The sequence below is a fragment of the Chitinophaga polysaccharea genome (assembly GCF_007829335.1).
Classification (GTDB): Bacteria; Bacteroidota; Bacteroidia; order Chitinophagales; family Chitinophagaceae; genus Chitinophaga; species Chitinophaga polysaccharea_B.
The window spans coordinates 324,526-341,187 of sequence record NZ_VIWO01000005.1; the positions used below are offsets into that span (position 1 = coordinate 324,526).

The window sequence follows — 16,662 nt, forward strand, 5'->3', positions numbered from 1 at the left end:
GGGGGAGCAATATATGACTTACTTTACAGCGGGTATAGCCGGAGATAGTTTCGAGATGATCTCTTCCTGGACTGCTACTTTCTTATTCAATGTTTCTACCGTTTTATTTAGCTCAATTATATACAAAGTCAATTCTTCTACTTTCTTCAGCAAGCGACTATCGAATTCACCCAGGTCGAGGCCATCTGCTTTCACCTCTTTTTCGGAAGGGATGTCTGGCAAGTGGCGGTTAGTTTTCACAAAACTTTCCACCTCCTGCAGAGAAGGCAGCTGGTAATCCGGATGGAATACATAATCGGACCAGGCGCCTTGTTGCACTTTAACCCTGCGCGCGCCTAAAGTACCTTCTACAGTGAGTTTATAATTAGTGGGGATCGTGGAGCCGCCGATAGTTATATTGCCGTTATTGCCATCGGCCATCATAAAATAATTGGCGCCTCCACTGCCGTCGGCGTTAGCATGAAAAAAATATAACTGATTACCTGTGGCACCCAGACCAAATGACCGGGCAAGGGAGGTAAATTCAATAGCGCCTCCATTGTTGAGTTTAAGCGCTTTGGTCCAGCCGTTAGTAGTCCAGCTGGGACCACTTGTAGCCGCAATTCCACTGATAGACACCACATCACTGGGTATAAATGGTTGGGGGTTACTAACGGTAGCACCACTTACTAGTAATAACGTTTCATTGTTGGCATAACCGGTAAACGAAAAATTATACAAAGAAGCGAGTTTGGCAATTTCCACTGCCAGATAATTTTTACTGTTATAAACAAGGGTTACCAGTTTTGCAGGTTCATTATAACTGATTAAAGTGCCTTTATTAGTGTTATAGGCCGAAGCTGTATTGACTTCTACTGTCCATTTCCTGTTATATGCCCCGGTGTTTCCTCTCACACCGGTAATTTTCCCCATCACAAACTGGTCTGGCACCAGTGTACTGGTGTATATTTCATGTAATAACAGGTAGTCAATCGTCACATTATCAGTAGTACTACCAGGAATCGCACGATTTACATAATAATTACGGTTATTGTCTACCACCTGCAGTTTGGCAGTCGGGGTAGTAGTTCCAATACCTACTGAACCACTTGCAGGGAAAGTATTGGTTTGGGCATTAACAGTGAAGGCGGCTAGTATCGCCACTACAGTCAGTAATTTTTTCATGAACATTCTTTAAGGGATAATGATTACAAAATAGGTTTAGGGGTTACTTATCAGGTTAACCGATTCACATCAAAGATAGAAAATTGGTGTAAGTTAAGCAAACGAAATAGCGCCCTATCGTGGGGCGCTATTTCGTTTATATCTCTACGTTACTCCTGGTTCATGAAGGCTTCAATCTTCCTCCGCTCCTCTTGTTTTACGTATTCTCCGTATTTGTCGAGGTACTCCCGGGCAACGGGTTTAAAGCCATTTTTATCCTGTTTATTGAGCTGGTAGATGGTCCGGGCTCTTAAAAATATTTCTTCTCCGGGGGCGCCATAAGATTTTACCGTGGTATAGATGGCGGTCCAGTCGGGGGTGTTGCTGCCAGCCGGTATCGCGGGTGCGATATCATCCTGGTAAATGAGGTTCATCATTTTCACAGCGGCCTGCCTGGCTCCCATGGCTTTGTCGATGGCTTCGGCGTTATTCCGGATGATGGTAAAGCCGGTGTCTTTGGTGCTGGCAGTAACCAGCATTACATAGCGAAGGTCATCTTCCGAATAGGGAGGTTTCATGACTGCGAAATATTCGTCGCTGGCCAGGGCGGCGCCGTCTTTATCGCCTGCCTGGGTGGCCATCATGGCCAGTTGTTTTAAGAACTCCGGTTCCCGGTTCCCATCAATGTATTCCTGTAGCCGCGCACTATAAGCTGCGGCGGGATCTGTGAGATCGGCGTCCTGAATAGCAATGGCGGGCATGTTGCCCATATCGGGATTCAGCGGTGCATGTATTTTTCTTATCTCTGCAAAAGGAATTTTAACTACTTCCCGGTCGTAGGTCATCAGGCCATTTTGTTCGCCTTCCACATCGAAGGGTTGGGTATAAATGCTGGCCGACAAGCCTTGTCGCTGCAGCAGTTGCAGGTGCTGATTCATGATCGTGTACTTGTATTTCAGGGCTGCCGGCTTTTCCAGGATATATCCCCAGGCGCTGGTAGCATTCCACTGGTGATGGGGAATGAATACGCCTATACCTCCAAACTCGCCCAGCACGCGGGCCTTGCCGGGCAGCTTTATAGCATTACGGGGATTGGGATAACTGTGTACGTCGGTGAGGTCAGCACTGATATAGGCGTTGGGACTAGGGCTTCGCAGTTTTTCGTTGACATACAGGTATTCACCGGAATGCCCGTTTACCAGGCGGGAAGGATCGGTACGTTTGATCCATTCCGTGAGGCGCTGTTGATCGAACTGGCCCCATTTTTCATTAAACAGCACCCAGGTAGTAATACTGGGGTGATTATGGAGCTGTGCCAGCGTTTCTTTACATTGGGCTTCAAAAGCGGCTTTGGCGCCTTCCGGGAGGCTGTGATTGGGGCTTACCATGTCCTGCCATACCAGTATTCCCAGTTTATCGGCCCAGTAGTACCACCTGGCGGGTTCTATTTTGATGTGTTTGCGGATGGTATTGAATCCCATGGCTTTGATGGCTTTAATATCGAAGGCCAGTGCTTCATCTGTGGGGGCGGTATATAAACCATCGGGCCAGAAACCCTGGTCGAGCGTGCCCAGGTTGAAATACGGTTTGTTATTCAGGAAGATGCGGTCCACTCCTTTTTCATCTTTTGCCACGGAAATTTTCCGCATGCCGAAGTAGCTCTTCACTTCGTCTACCGTGGTATTGCCTTTCAGCAGCTGTACCGACAAATCGTAGAGGGCGGGATGGCCGGGTGTCCATAATTCGGGACTGGATATTTTCAATTGAAGGGATACTCCGCTTTTTCCTTTTACCTGGCCGGCCACGGCGCCATTCTTCAGCGCGGTAGCGGTTACCGTATAGCCGGCAGGCGCATTGACGGTGATATCCAGCTGGCTTTTGTCGATATCGGGCGTCAGCAATAAGCCGGCGATATAGTCCTGGGGCACCTGTTCCAGCCATACCGTTTGCCAGATACCTGAACTGGGTGTGTAATAGATATCAGCAGGGTTGAGTACCTGTTTGCCATGAGGCCCTATTCCTTTATCGGATGGGTCGTATACTTTCAGTACCAGGGTGTTTTCTCCTGCTTTGGCAGCGGCGGTGATGTCGATGGTAAAGGCGGTATAGCCACCGGTGTGCGTGCCCACTTCTTTTCCATTGAGATATACAGTAGTTTGCCAGTCGACCGCTCCGAAATGCAGCAGGGTTCTTTCGCCGGCGACCGGCTTCATTTGAATAGTACGGCGATACCAGAGCCGCTGATCGGGCAGTAGTGACCTCTTTACGCCAGATAAGCCGGATTCCAGGGGAAAGGGCACGAGGATCTGTCCATCGAAAGTGGCCGGGGTGGTTGCGTTAGCGGCTGTAATGGCATATTCCCATAATCCATTGAGGTTTTCCCAGTTTTTCCGTTCGAGCTGAGGGCGCGGATAAGCTGGTAAAGCGTTTTGCGGGCTTACTTCTTTGGCCCAGCGGGATTGGATGGCAATGGGCTTCATTCGATAACTTTGTTGTGCCTGGAGGGCGGAAATCCCTGGCAGGCCTAGCAGCGCGATGAATAGCAGCTGTTTGCGGATGTGTTGTAACATAACGGTGCTGTACTTTATCTTTATTGGTTAATTGAGAAAATGCAACAGGGGTGTAATAAATACCGGTATGGTGCTAAAAGTCGTCTGTAAACAGGTCCGGGCGTTGAACAAAAGCTTCAAAATATACGGAATTATCGGCGATTGAGCGATCAATACTTTAGGTTTTTTGCGATATCGTCTATTTATATTAAATATTAATTATACATTAAGGGTATATTAATATTATCATTATTCTTTTCGTGGGTGTCTCTGCCGTGACGAATAAAAAAAATTTTATATAATTTTGGCGCCAGAACCTGAAACAACTGTCACACTTAAAAGCGTATCATGTTAATATCTGCCGTTAAGGGCCGCTGGAATGCCGTATGTAATGCCGTGAGCAGGATTCCGATTAAGTATTTATATGCGTTGTTTTTACTGATGGCGGTAGCCATTTCTTTTCATTCCTGGTATTCTTCCCAGGACATGGAGCGTTGGACCCGTTATAATAACTTCCTGATCTTCAAAGATGCCTGGTCGCACCTGGTACACAACCAGGATTTATATGTGCTGTATGAAGATGAATATTACGACCTGTATAAGTACAGTCCTTCTTTTGCGATGTGGATGGGGGCTTTTGCCTGGATGCCGGATGTACCGGCGTTGATCTGCTGGAACCTGATGAATGTGATCGTATTCCTGGTGGCGATCCGGAAGTTGCCGATACCCAAAGAGCGGCAGTCCGTTCTGCTCTTGTTCCTGGCTATTGAGATGATGATTGCTTTAACCAGTTCACAAATCAATGTATTCATCGCAGGCTTTTTTATACTGGCCTGGCATTGTATGGAAAACAAGAAAGTGTGGCTGGCTACTTTGTTGCTGGTCATCACGGTATATATCAAGATATTTGGGGTAGTGGCTATGTCGCTGTTCCTGCTGTATCCCGAACGCTGGAAGGCGGCGTTATACACCGTTTTCTGGACCGTGGTAATTGCGGTAATGCCGCTGCTGGTCATTTCCGCTGATCAGCTGACTTTCCTCTATAAGAGCTGGGCGCACCTGCTGGCCAACGACTATTCTGCTTCTTACGGCGTATCGGTAATGGGCTGGTGGCATACCTGGTTTAACATGGATATTCCCAAGCAGGGATTCATTTTAACTGCGGCAGCCATTTTTATGCTGCCATTTATCAAGATCTTGTATAGTGGCAGCACACTGCAACTACGCCTGAATATGCTGGCTTCTGTACTCATTTGGGTCGTTATCTTCAATTACAAGGGGGAGTCACCTACTTATATTATTGCATTAACGGGGGTGGCTATCTGGTATTTTACCCAGCCTCCCACCCGCATCAATACAACGCTGGCCGTGTTAACGCTCGTATTTACTTCATTTTCCTCTACCGACCTGATTACGCCGTACTGGATTGCCAGGACTTATGTAGAGCCCTATGCCGTGAAAGCGGTGTTTTGCGCTATCGTTTGGGTAAAGATTGTGCTGGAGCCGTTCTTCCTGTCGCAGGAGCCGTTGTCGGCCGCCAGGAAGGAGGAATTTAGCCGTGCCATCTGATCCCGGTGATACCTGATATAAAGAGAAAGGCGCCACGCAATGTGGCGCCTTTCTCTTTATATCAGTAGCAGGTTATGCTTGTTTTCTCAGGTATTTAGTGAGAATAACGATCAGCTGACCTTCTATTTTTCCTTCAATTTGTTCGGTGTTATCTTCTACGAGGCGGATATTTTTCACGACGGTGCCCATTTTGGCATTCAGGGTGGATCCTTTTACATCGAGTGATTTAGTGAGTATTACCGTATCGCCATTTTGCAATATGGCGCCGTTGCTGTCCCTGTGGAGATCCACGGTGGCATCGCTTTCATGGTCGCCGGTAGCTTTAGCCCAGGCCAGTGCTTCATCGTTCAGGTAAATCATGTCGAGGCTTTCCATGGCCCAGCTTTCATGTCTTAAACGCTGGAGCATGCGCCAGGAAACGATCTGTATGCCGGGTACTTCACTCCACATGGAGGTAGTCAGGCATTGCCAGTGATTACTATCCAGTTCTGCTTTACGCGCGATCTGCGACTGACAGGTGTCGCAGATAAGGATGCAATTGTCCTGGTCAGCATAGGATTGTGGAGGAACCTCATATACCGTTAATGTAGCAGCAGCCTGGCATAACTCGCACTGATGGTTGGCCCTTTCCTGTAATAGTTCATTCAACTTCATAATATCCCTTTGAAAATGTCCGCAAAGGTAATCTTTTTTCCAGGGATATAGATGGTCACCTGGTATTTGCCGTGGTAATGTACAGCTGGCATTTAAACGGTCAACGCCACCGTAGCACCGTTTTTCCGCTTGCTTTCATCCGCCGCCTCCATAAACGCCATCATCTCAATAGTTTCTTCCGGTTTTACCGGCGGGATACCCGTTTGAAAGAACTGGGTGATCTGCCCCACCAGGGGTTGATAGGAGTTGAAATCACCAATCGCCGCAATGGCTTTTTCACCAAAGGCATGACCGCCGAAACCATAGGGACCTTTCTTCACGCCCCGTAAGGTGGCAATACGCCCATCGTCCCAAACGGCGGTGATATGATCCATGTCAGTTTCCGTAGTGCGGGTCAGGCGTTTACAGCCCGTTCCCATCAGGGCATAGAGCATTTCTACACCATGAATGCCGTACCAAAACAAATCGGGGTGCGTTTTTTCCGTGGGTGAAGGCGTATAAATATCCACACCGGTTACCTTTCCAATGCTTCCTCCATTCACCTGCCGGATACTGTCGATAAAGCGAAGGGCGGAAGAAGAAAATACGGGAACATGGTGTTTGACAGCTGCCTTAAAAATAGCCTTTGTATCTGCCAGGGAAGCCGACATCGGCTTATCTATAAACAAGCGTTTCCCCGCTTTCAGCACTGGCAACGCCTGTTCCAGGTGCACCCTCCCATCGTTGGATTCCAGCAGTACCACATCACATTTGTTTAGCAGCGCATCGATGGTATCCACAATTTCTACGTTCATCTCCTTTATCTTAGCCAGGTTGCCCGGCACCATTTCCAGGCTGGAGGCAATGTCTTTGCTGCCCTGTACATAGGCTACGGTGACATGATATCCTAAAAATGCAGGATCAGGGCTGGCAGCGTTCAACATTTTGGTGAACTCCACACTATGCGAAGTATCCAGTCCTATAATGCCCACCCTCCGCTGATCGGCCATGGGTACAGCGCCCATGAGTGGTTGCGCAGCAGCTGTTAGTCCTAATCCAATTCCTGTAATAGCGGTGTTCCGGATAAACTGCCGGCGATTGTATGTATTGTTCATGGGAACGACTTTAATTTTTATGATGATGATCTTTAAACAAACACGCGAAGAATATTAATACGATCCCCGAGATAACCGCCGGGACCAGCCAGATGGATGCCCAGTGATAATGTATCGTTTCCCCTGCTTTGCTGCTGTATAACTGTGCCGTAAAACCCGACACGTAGGAACCTATCAGCATGCCCACCCCATAGGTGGCAAAAGTAATGAGTCCCTGCGCGGCACTCTTTACGGCCTCTCCTGCTTTGTGGTTGGTGTATATCTGCCCGGTTACGAAAAAGAAATCATAGCATACGCCATGCAGGAGGATGCCTGCATACAGCATCCAGGCGCCGGTTTCATTATTCCCCAGGGCAAACAACACATAGCGCATAATCCAGCAGCCCATGCCCAGCAACATCATTTTCTTTACTCCCAGCCGGCTAAACAGGAAGGGCATCAGCAACATAAATCCCATTTCCGATACCTGCCCCAGGGTCATTTTACCCGCTGCGTTCACCATGCCTTTGTCGTTGAGAAAAGGATTGGCCAGGCTGTAATAGAAAGCCAGGGGAATGCAGATGCTAATGGCCGTGATAAAAAACACCCCGTACCGGCGGTCTTTGAAGAGTACCAGTGCATCGAGACCGATTACATCCGACAGCGTTACCTTTTTTCGTACAGGCGGCGCCGGTGGCAGGGAAAAGCTGTAAATGCCCAGCAACAGGGAGCAGGCGGCGGCTATACGAAAAGGTAAGGCGGTGGCTTCTATACCCAGGGAACCTATCAGCAGTCCTGCTATGATCCATCCTACGGTGCCGAACACACGTACGGAAGGGAATTCCCTGCCGGCATCTGTCATTTGGCGGAAGGAGATGGAATTGGCTAACGACATCGTAGGCATGTATAACAAGGTATATAAGAGAATCAGCCACCAGAAGCCATTAAATCCTGGCACCACACTTAGCCAGAAGAGTACCCCCGCTCCTATTATATGCAGGACCCCCAGTACATGTTGTGCTGCGAAGAACCGGTCGGCCACCATCCCTACAAAAAAAGGAGAGATCATGGCGGCAACCGACAGGTTGGCATAGGCGGCGCCTACCTGTACAGCATTGGCTTTGAGCGCCGTAATGAGGTAAGTGCCCATGGTAACATACCATGCTCCCCAGGTGAAATATTGCAGGAGCATGAGTATGGATAAACGAATACGAACGGCTACAGGCATATGTTAATGTTGGTTTGAAAACTTCAGCCAATCGATGTTAAACAGGTGACCTTCTTTTCCATCTGTACTTTTGAACAGGCAATAGATATCATGCAGTCCTGTTGCCGGTTTCACCGGGGCAGACACCACTTTCCAACCGGTTTTTGCATCGGGCGCCTTGCCGGGGGCAATGGTCAGCTGGCTGATCAATGCACCATCGGGTTTGTCGAGACGCATTTCTATCACCCCTCCCATGCCTTGTTCCTGTATGTTGTATTGCACACTTTGTATGTTGTCGAGATAGAGATGATTGAAGCGTACAAAATTGTTGTGATACGGCAACCCGTAGCTGAGTGCCAGCGTGGTTTGCGTGGTAAGGAATACTTTGGCTTCGTCGGCATCTTCGATTTGCAACAACGGGTCTCTCAACATAATATGATCACGCGTAGTGATGGGTGCTATCCCGTTGGCGCCCTTATCGGTGTAGGTGGCCATGAGCAGGTAAGCGCCTTCGTGTCCTTTGCCGGTATGCTTACTTAGCGGTAAAGCGCCCTGCAGTGGAATGGAGGCCGTGCTGGTACCCAGCGAAAGAATATATTTCACGATTTCCTGCGCGTCTGTTTTGGGCATATCAGGATGCGACGACATAGTACGGTTGCCCCAGTTGCCGCTGCCGCCGGCAATAATCTTGGCGGCCAGTTTATTAATCGTAGGCTCGTTGGCGTTATAACGGTGCGCGATGTCTATCAATGCCGGACCTACAGAAGTAGCTTTCTCGGCGTGACAGGCTTTACAATCGAGCGACCAGAATAACTGGCTGCCTTTGGCAAATTCCGGGTTAAGTCCTGCGCTACTGCCTTTGGCCAGCACCAGTGCCAGGTCTTTCCCGACAGGCAGGTAATCGAAGCTTACCTGTACCTTGCTGCTATCGATCTTACCATCTTCCGGATCTTTCACATTTACCTGGTAATTGAGCACGGCATTATCCCAATAGAAGCTACGATTGGCGGCAGTATTGATCTGTACCACCGGCGGCGTATTGCCTACTTTAATATCGGTGGTAGCAGTTCCGGTACCGCCATGATTATCTGTTACGGAAAGTGTTACTTTATAGCTACCGGGTTGCGTGAAGGTGTGTTGCACCTCCATCCCCTTCAGCTGTTGATCCCCTATTTTCCAGGTATAGGTCAACTGGTCATTTTTATCGTAGTCGAGTGAGGCGGCGGCGGAAAGGTGGGCAGTAAATGGCGCCGCGCCATACTGTTGCGGCATGCTGATAGTAGCTACCGGGTTGCGGTTTCCTTCTGCATAGGTAATTTGTACCAGCTTGGCATCGGAGTTTTTAGCGAACCAGTTGGTACCATATTCCAGCATGTAAATACTGCCATCGGGGGCGATCTGCATATCTACCGGTGCGGCAAACGGAATATGTTCCAGGAAGGGCTCCATGCGCAGGTAGTTACCTTCCTTATCCATGGTAACCGCCATAATCCAATGCCTTACCCAGTCGTAGAAAAACAGTTTACCATTATAGTAGTCCGATAGTTTATAAGGGGCATTTTTATATAGGTCGCTGTAAAAGACCGGGCCGGCCATAGCTGATTCTCCTCCTTTACCTAACATCGGAAATATGGGCGACAGGGCATCACTGTACCAGATCATGGCTGGTTGCGCCGGTGGAAGGTCTTTGATGCCAGTGTTATTGGGCGAGCTGTTGACCGGGTGTTGCGGGTCTTTTATGGGGCGTTCCTTTTTTGCAGCATAGTCCCACAACGGGTACGGCTGATTGTTGCCGTTGAAGTAGGGCCAGCCAAAAAAGCCTGGTTTCCGTGCCTGGTTGAGTTCATCGAAGCTTACTGTGTTGCCTTCGGGAGAAGGCACTTTAGTGTCGGGCCCGATGTCGCCCCAGTATACAAATGCGTTTTTCATGTCCACATGGAAACGGTAAGGGTTACGGCACCCCATCACATATATTTCGGGGCGGCCCTGTGAGCCATCTTTCGGGAAAAGGTTTCCTTCGGGGATGGAATAGCTGCCATCTTCTTCGGGTTTGATGCGTAAAATTTTCCCCCTGAGATCCTTGCTATTCGCGGCGCTGGCCTGATCATCAGACAGTTCCCGGCCTTTTCTTTCATCTACCGGGGTATATCCTTCGGTTTCTTCCGCGTTGGTATTATCACCGATGGAGAGGTACAGCAGGCCGCCCGGCCCGAATGCCAGGTATCCCGCAGAGTGGCAGCAGTAGCGGCGTTGCGTAGGTACTTCCATCATTACTTTTTCAGCAGCTTTGTCCAGCGTATCGCCATGCAGTTCCATCCGCACCAGTTTATTGAACCATTTCTCCCCGGCGGGTGCATAGTAAAAATATACGCGGTGATTGGTTTTAAAGTTAGGGTCCAGCGCTGCGCCCAGCAAGCCATCTTCTATGCCGCTGAATACATCGAAATGCCCGATAGTTTTTGTTTGGTGTTGCCGGGCGTCGTATAGTTTCACGGCGCCTTTGCGTTCAATAAACAATACATTTCCTTCCGGGAGAATACACATTTCCATGGGCTCATCCAGGCCATGATCCAGCACGGTGTAGGTGTAGCGACTGGTATCGGGCGGCAACAACGTGAGCGATTGTTTATAATCTGGTAAGGCGTTATCGCCAACGAGATAGGTCAATGCGGCCAGGAAGCCAACTGCATCAGCGTTTGGAGCGAGCAGGTACAACCGGCCCTCATCCTGTTTGTGCGCTTTGCCGGTGGCCAAGCTCGTCCATTCCTGTATCCATGGCCAGTCCTTGCGAAGTGCGGCGGTATCCTTCACGGCGAGTATGCCACCGCCGCCGGATTCAGCATAGCGTTTCAACGCTGGCACCTGCCGGAAGTCGAGGCTATCGGATAAAGAAAAGGGCAAACAAACTGCGCTGAACTCCCGGAGCGAGTCTTCCTGGAACAGGTGCCGGTCGCCCGTCAACACCAGCTGCCAGCCTTCTTTAGCCGCAGCAGCCTGTATTTGTTTCACCCATCCGCTATCGCGCAGGGTGGCATAGCATAAAATCCTGGTAGTACTTCTCCTGGAGGTACAGGCAAAAAGTAGTACCAGCAACAACAGTGGACAAAGCTTTCTCATAGTTCTCTGTAATAAAAATATAACCGGCTGAAAGGAGGGCTTTCAGCCGGTTTGGGTCATCGTATTAGTATCCTGGGTTTTGTTTGATAGATCCCCCGCTTTTATCTATTTCCGTTTGTGGAACCGGGAACAGGTATTTGTTACCACTGGCGGGTGCTTTGAAGCTATTGCCCTTGCCATTGGCGTAAGGTTTTGTAGAAAAGTCTTTCATGGTGGTCACGTACATATTCCAGCGCAGGAGGTCAAACAGGCGGCCATATTCGCCGCCCAGTTCTACGCGGCGCTCATGCCTTACTGCCACGCGGAGGTCATCGCTGGCCGCTACCGGACGTAAGGGGGTAGCAGGCACGTTACGCACACGGGAAGTAGCTTCCGTGTCGGTATGTGAAGAAGCGGCGGCGCGGGTGCGTACCTGGTTGATATAGTTGGCCACAGTTTGTTTATCACCACCGCTTTCCAGCAGCGCTTCAGCATACATCAGCAATACATCGGCATAGCGGATGAGGTGCATGGTCCAGGCATCGTTGCCCCAGCCCTGGCCACGACGGGCGGCCGGCAGGAACACTTTGCGGTTATGATGACCGGTGTTGGGATAAGTGGAAAAATCGAGCACTTCCTGTCCACCTGGTTTAGGAAATACATCGCCCTGGTCGAGGATGGTGAACAGAACGCGCGGATCGCCGGGTTCAAAGGCGTCGAGCAGCGACTGGGTAGGGCAATCGAAGCCCCATCCGCCGGCGCTGCGGGGCGAGCAATATACAGGCTGGGTAGAACCATAGATAAAGGCAGCAGGGTCGTCGCCAAAGATCAATGGGAAAACGCATTCCCTGCTTTTATATCCATCTTTCAAAAACAGTTGCTGGTATTGTGGCTCCAGGGTGAAGGCCTGGGAGTCGATTACTTTTTTAGCCGCTTCTCTTGCTTTGGCGTAGAGTGTTTTATCATCTTCTGCGAAGAAGAGACAGGCCCTTGCCAACAGCGCCCAGGCAGCTTCTTTGGTGGCGCGGCCCTGTTCCCCATCAGGCATATCCTTGCGGGAAGGCAATGCCGCATCGTTGGCAGCGGCCTCCAGTTCGCTGGTAATAAACTGGAACACTTCCTGGGAAGAAGCCCGTACAATTTTGTTACGGTCATCCACCCCGAGTGTTTTAGTGACCAGCGGCACTCCACCGAAAATGCGCACCAGGTCGAGGTAATAATAGGCGCGCAGGTAGCGCACTTCCGCGAGGTAGCGCTTGCGGATATTTTCGTCGAGCTTAACGCCGTTGTTATCGAGCAGGGGTGCATCGGGCAGGTGCTCCAGTGCTACGTTACAGCTGCCGATACCGTTGTAGCAGGCTTTCCAGAGGTTAGACAAGGTTTCGTTATTGGAAAGGGTACGGCCAAACCCCAGGTCGAGCACAAAGGGGCGGTCGTTGCCATCGGAACCACCCTTGTCGCTTTCATCGGTGGCCATATTGCCCAACTCGGCGATGGCGGCCTGGTAACCCCAGAAGTCATAAAATCCCAGGTAGCAGTTGACTACGGTTTTAAAACCGGCGCCTGGCGACTGGTAAAAATTCTCATCTGTTTGCCTGCCCAGTGGTGGCCTGTTGAGGTAATCTTTAGAACAGGAAGTGACCAGCAAAGCAGCTATTAACGGTAAAGAATATACGAATTTTTTCATGAGTGGCAGTGTTAGTGATTAAAACTTGGCATTCAGTCCGATCATATACGTGCGGGCCTGCGGGAAATATCCCTGGTCGATACCCATCAGCTTAGGATCGCTGCTACCCATTTCCGGATCAAGTCCGCTGTATTTGGTGAAGGTGAACAGGTTCTGCGCGCCTACGTATAGCCGTAACTGTGGTATGCGTGCACGTTCCAGCCATTTGGCGGGGAAGTTATATCCCAGCTGTATATTTTTCAGGCGCAGGTAGGAGCCATCTTCTACGAAATAATCAGACACGCTGTTGTTCAGCGCTGCCACAGAAGAAATTTTGTAATACTTGTTGGTAGATCCAGGGCCATTCCAGGACTTTTCCAGGAAGCCTTTGGGCGCGTTATACCAGCCAGTGCCGGCTTCGGTATCGTAGCGCAGGATGTTCATCACATCATTGCCCTGGGAGCCCTGCCAGAACATGCTCAGATCAAAACGTTTGAAGTTGAGATTGATGCTCAGGCCATACACAAAATCGGGCCAGGGGTTGCCGATCATGGTACGATCGGCTGCATCCAGCTTACCGTCGGGACCGGGCACTACTTTCCCGTTGGCATCATAGCCATTGATATCTTTGAAGCGCAGGTCGCCGGGGGAGCTCACTCCTTTCTGAGGACTTTTATCTACTTCTTCCTGTGTCTGGAAGATGCCATCTGTTTTCCATCCGAAATAGTAGCCTACGGGTTTTCCTTCTTCTGTTTTGCTGATCACTTCCCCTAAATGAGCAGTGGAGTACACAGGTTCTCCACCACCCATTGTCAACACCTCATTTTTAAACGTGGAAATATTAGCGCGAACATTGTAAGAGAAATCGCCAAAAGTATGATGATGGCCGATGGATAATTCCCAGCCTTTATTCACCATGCTTCCGGCATTTTTCCAGAAGGGAATATCTACCGGATAAGCCATGGTAGCTGGTAGTGGCACTACCACCAACATATTGTTTACCCGTTTGTTGAAATAGTCGACGGTTACATCCAGTTCGCTGTTAAACAGCTGGAGTTCCAGGGCCACATCGGCCTGGTTGGAGGTTTCCCATTGCAGGGAAGGATTGGCCATGGTTTTACGTTCGGCGCCCAGGTATCCTGTGCTGGTGTTACCAAAAATGTAGCGCTGATAGGTATTACCGTAGGTAGATAAATAGAGGCCACTGCCTGTACCGGTGTATTGGTTACCGATAGAGCCGTAGCTGGCGCGCAGTTTACCGCTGCTCAGCCAAGAGATGCCGGCATTTTTCACGAAGTTTTCTTCTGTAAACCGCCAGGCAGCAGAAGCTGATGGGAAAGTACCCCAGCGATAGCCTTCTCCAAAGTTGGAAGTACCATCGCGACGTACGTTGGCGGCCAGAATGTAACGGTCGGCATACACGTAGTTGATACGCCCAAAGAAAGACTGCATGGCGCTGGAGTACGTATAGCCGGAGGCGTTAGGGTTCAACGTGGCTACATCGATGATGCGCATATCATAATCATTGTTCACTATTCCCTGCTTGGAAGCAGCGTAGGACAAGCCTTTGGTGAGTTCTGCCGAAATACCTGCCAGGGCGGTAATATGGTGGTTACCGAAAGTTTTGTCGAAGTTGAGTGTATTTTCCCATACAAAATAATTACTCCAGGAAGAGTTATTACTGATGGTATTGTAAGTACTATAGTCAAATGCATTCAGGAAAAACGAGGGCGTAAATCCTTTGGAGATCCCTCGTCCCAGGTCCAGGCCGAAGTTGCTACGGAACATCAGCGGGTCAATGATTTTGACATCGAGGGCAGCGCCGCCTTTTACCGCGATGCCTTCCCATACTGATTGCTGCATACGTTCTACCTGTCCTACCGGGTTGGGTTTATTGGAGTACAGGATACCTGCGTATTGAGAATACGGATTGTTAGCTTCATAACCATCCATGATGCTGCTGAAGAAAGCGGGTACATTTTTGAGCTGGTTGCGGTATACCGGTGTGATCGGATCTGCTGTCATGGCGCTAAAGATGGTACCGGTAAATGGGTTGTTTTCATCTACGTTACGGCGGCTTTCATAGATGAGACCAACGTTGGTAGTGAGTTTTACACGGGGGCTGATATCTGCGCCTACATTGGTTCTCCAGGAAATGCGCTCATAGTCGGAACCTTTCACGATACCTTCCTGTTTCATATATCCTGCGCTGGTTGCATAAACGATATTTTTGCCGGCGCCGGTGAGCCCGACGTTATAGCTCTGCATGGGCGCATTGTCCTGGATGATTTCCTGCCACCAGTCGGTACCATTGGGACTACCGGTATTTTCTGCCACGAATTTCAGCACTTCCGCTTTTTTCTCTGGTGTATTTAAGCTGGTGGGCATGGGAGAATTGCCGGCGGTGGCGGCTCTTTGTTTATATTCGATGAACTCAGCGGCGTTGAGCATGTGCGGCCTTTTCCAGGCAGACTGTACGCCGGTATAGCTGTCGAAGGTGACGTGCATCTTTTGTTCTGTGCGACTACCTTTTCGGGTGGTAATGATTGCCACGCCGTTGGAGGCCCTGGCCCCGTAGATGGCAGAAGTAGAGGCATCTTTCAGGATATCCATCGACTCGATGTCGTTGGGATTGAGCCAGCCAATATCTGTTTGTGGCAAGCCGTCTACGATATACAGGGGGCTGTTGCTGCCGGTGATAGAGCCAATACCGCGGATACGCACCACGGGAGCTGATCCGGGGCTACCGCTGCTTTGCACGACGGTTACGCCGGTAGCCTTACCTTGTAACGCTTCACCGGCGTTACGTACCGGTACATTGCGCAGGTCGGCGCTGCTAACGGAGCTGATAGCGCCCGTTACATCTTTTTTCCTCTGCGTGCCATACCCTACTACTACAATTTCATTTAAGCCACTGGTAGATTCTTCCAGTACGATATATAAAGGCTGGTTGGGAACAGCGGTGGCTTCTTTAGGTTCATAGCCCATATAGGTAAATACCAGCGTAGCGCCGGCGGGGGCCATGACGGAAAAGTTGCCATCGGCGCCTGTTACGGCCCCGGTGCTGGCGCCTTTCACCTTTACAGATACGCCAATCAGGGGATGTCCTTTCGCATCTTCTACGCGCCCGGTAATTTTTTCCGTTGTAGAGGCTTCGTTGCGGGGCGCGATCACCACCAGGTTATTATCTATGATTTTATATACGAAGGCGCTATCCAATACCCGGCTCATAATTTCGGAGAGCCTGGCATTTTTGACCTGCAGGTTTATTTTGCCCAGCTGCCGGATGGTATTATAGTTGTAAAAGAAGCGATAGTTGCTCTCCTGCTGGATTTTCTCAAAAATTTTATCTGCGTCTGTTTTCACGAAGGATAAGGTGAACTTCTCCTGTGAAAACACAGTAGCAGAGGCATGCAGGCAGGATATCAGCACCACGACAAAGCACAACTTCATAATGAGGAATAGTTTGAGTGTCTGGCGGAGCGCATAGGATGCCCTGCCAAATCTTCTTTTTTTCATAGATTTGTTTTAGAAAGGTTTGTAAAGAAGGGTGTAAGTGAAGTTTCGAAGCCTGCTTACCCCCTGTTGATACCTATAAGCCTTTTGAGGAAGAGCCCTGCTCTTCCTTTTTTTATGGTTTGGTCAGGTGCTGCAGTTGTTTACGCGTGTTTTCATTACAGGTAGTTTTTGGTTTGATAAAATGTG

At 49.7% G+C, this 16,662-nt stretch carries 9 protein-coding genes; 1 reads left to right on the plus strand and 8 read right to left on the minus strand.

Annotation, left to right across the window (positions count from 1 at the left end; translation table 11 throughout):
* Positions 1 to 18 precede the first annotated feature (18 nt).
* Together FHW36_RS18260 and FHW36_RS18265 are read right to left on the minus strand one after the other, a co-directional pair.
* A complete protein-coding gene (locus FHW36_RS18260; protein WP_145671010.1) occupies positions 19 to 1,164 on the minus strand; it encodes a hypothetical protein in 1,146 nt (381 codons plus the stop codon).
* 149 nt (positions 1,165 to 1,313) lie between these two features.
* Complete coding sequence (locus FHW36_RS18265) at positions 1,314 to 3,713, minus strand: glycoside hydrolase family 2 protein (protein WP_145671011.1); 2,400 nt, start codon at positions 3,711 to 3,713, stop codon at positions 1,314 to 1,316.
* Positions 3,714 to 4,040: 327 nt separating this feature from the next.
* On the opposite strand from FHW36_RS18265, the gene FHW36_RS18270 reads away from it, so the two are divergent.
* Positions 4,041 to 5,261: a glycosyltransferase family 87 protein gene (locus FHW36_RS18270; protein ID WP_145671012.1), complete on the plus strand. Its 1,221-nt coding sequence runs from the start codon at positions 4,041 to 4,043 to the stop codon at positions 5,259 to 5,261.
* A gap of 72 nt (positions 5,262 to 5,333) precedes the next feature.
* Here FHW36_RS18270 and FHW36_RS18275 read toward each other — a convergent pair whose 3' ends face one another.
* The 6 genes from FHW36_RS18275 to FHW36_RS18300 all read right to left on the minus strand — a co-directional run bounded on the left by FHW36_RS18275 (position 5,334) and on the right by FHW36_RS18300 (position 16,476).
* Positions 5,334 to 5,915, minus strand: coding sequence for a PhnA domain-containing protein (locus tag FHW36_RS18275; RefSeq protein WP_145671013.1), 582 nt, complete (start codon positions 5,913 to 5,915; stop codon positions 5,334 to 5,336).
* Positions 5,916 to 6,007: 92 nt separating this feature from the next.
* The gene (locus FHW36_RS18280; RefSeq protein WP_145671014.1) at positions 6,008 to 7,009 is read right to left on the minus strand and encodes a Gfo/Idh/MocA family protein; all 1,002 of its coding nucleotides are present in this window, start codon (positions 7,007 to 7,009) and stop codon (positions 6,008 to 6,010) included.
* 10 nt (positions 7,010 to 7,019) lie between these two features.
* The gene (locus FHW36_RS18285) at positions 7,020 to 8,216 is read right to left on the minus strand and encodes a nucleoside permease (RefSeq protein ID WP_145671015.1); all 1,197 of its coding nucleotides are present in this window, start codon (positions 8,214 to 8,216) and stop codon (positions 7,020 to 7,022) included.
* Between the two features lie 3 nt (positions 8,217 to 8,219).
* Positions 8,220 to 11,312 carry a PQQ-dependent sugar dehydrogenase gene (locus FHW36_RS18290; RefSeq protein WP_145671016.1) on the minus strand — a complete coding sequence of 1,031 codons (3,093 nt, stop codon included), beginning with the start codon at positions 11,310 to 11,312 and terminating at the stop codon, positions 8,220 to 8,222.
* A 64-nt stretch (positions 11,313 to 11,376) separates the two neighbouring features.
* Positions 11,377 to 12,978, minus strand: a complete 1,602-nt coding sequence (locus FHW36_RS18295) for a RagB/SusD family nutrient uptake outer membrane protein (RefSeq protein WP_145671017.1) — start codon at positions 12,976 to 12,978, stop codon at positions 11,377 to 11,379.
* An 18-nt stretch (positions 12,979 to 12,996) separates the two neighbouring features.
* Positions 12,997 to 16,476, minus strand: a complete 3,480-nt coding sequence (locus FHW36_RS18300; RefSeq protein ID WP_145671018.1) for a TonB-dependent receptor — start codon at positions 16,474 to 16,476, stop codon at positions 12,997 to 12,999.
* Positions 16,477 to 16,662 lie beyond the last annotated feature (186 nt).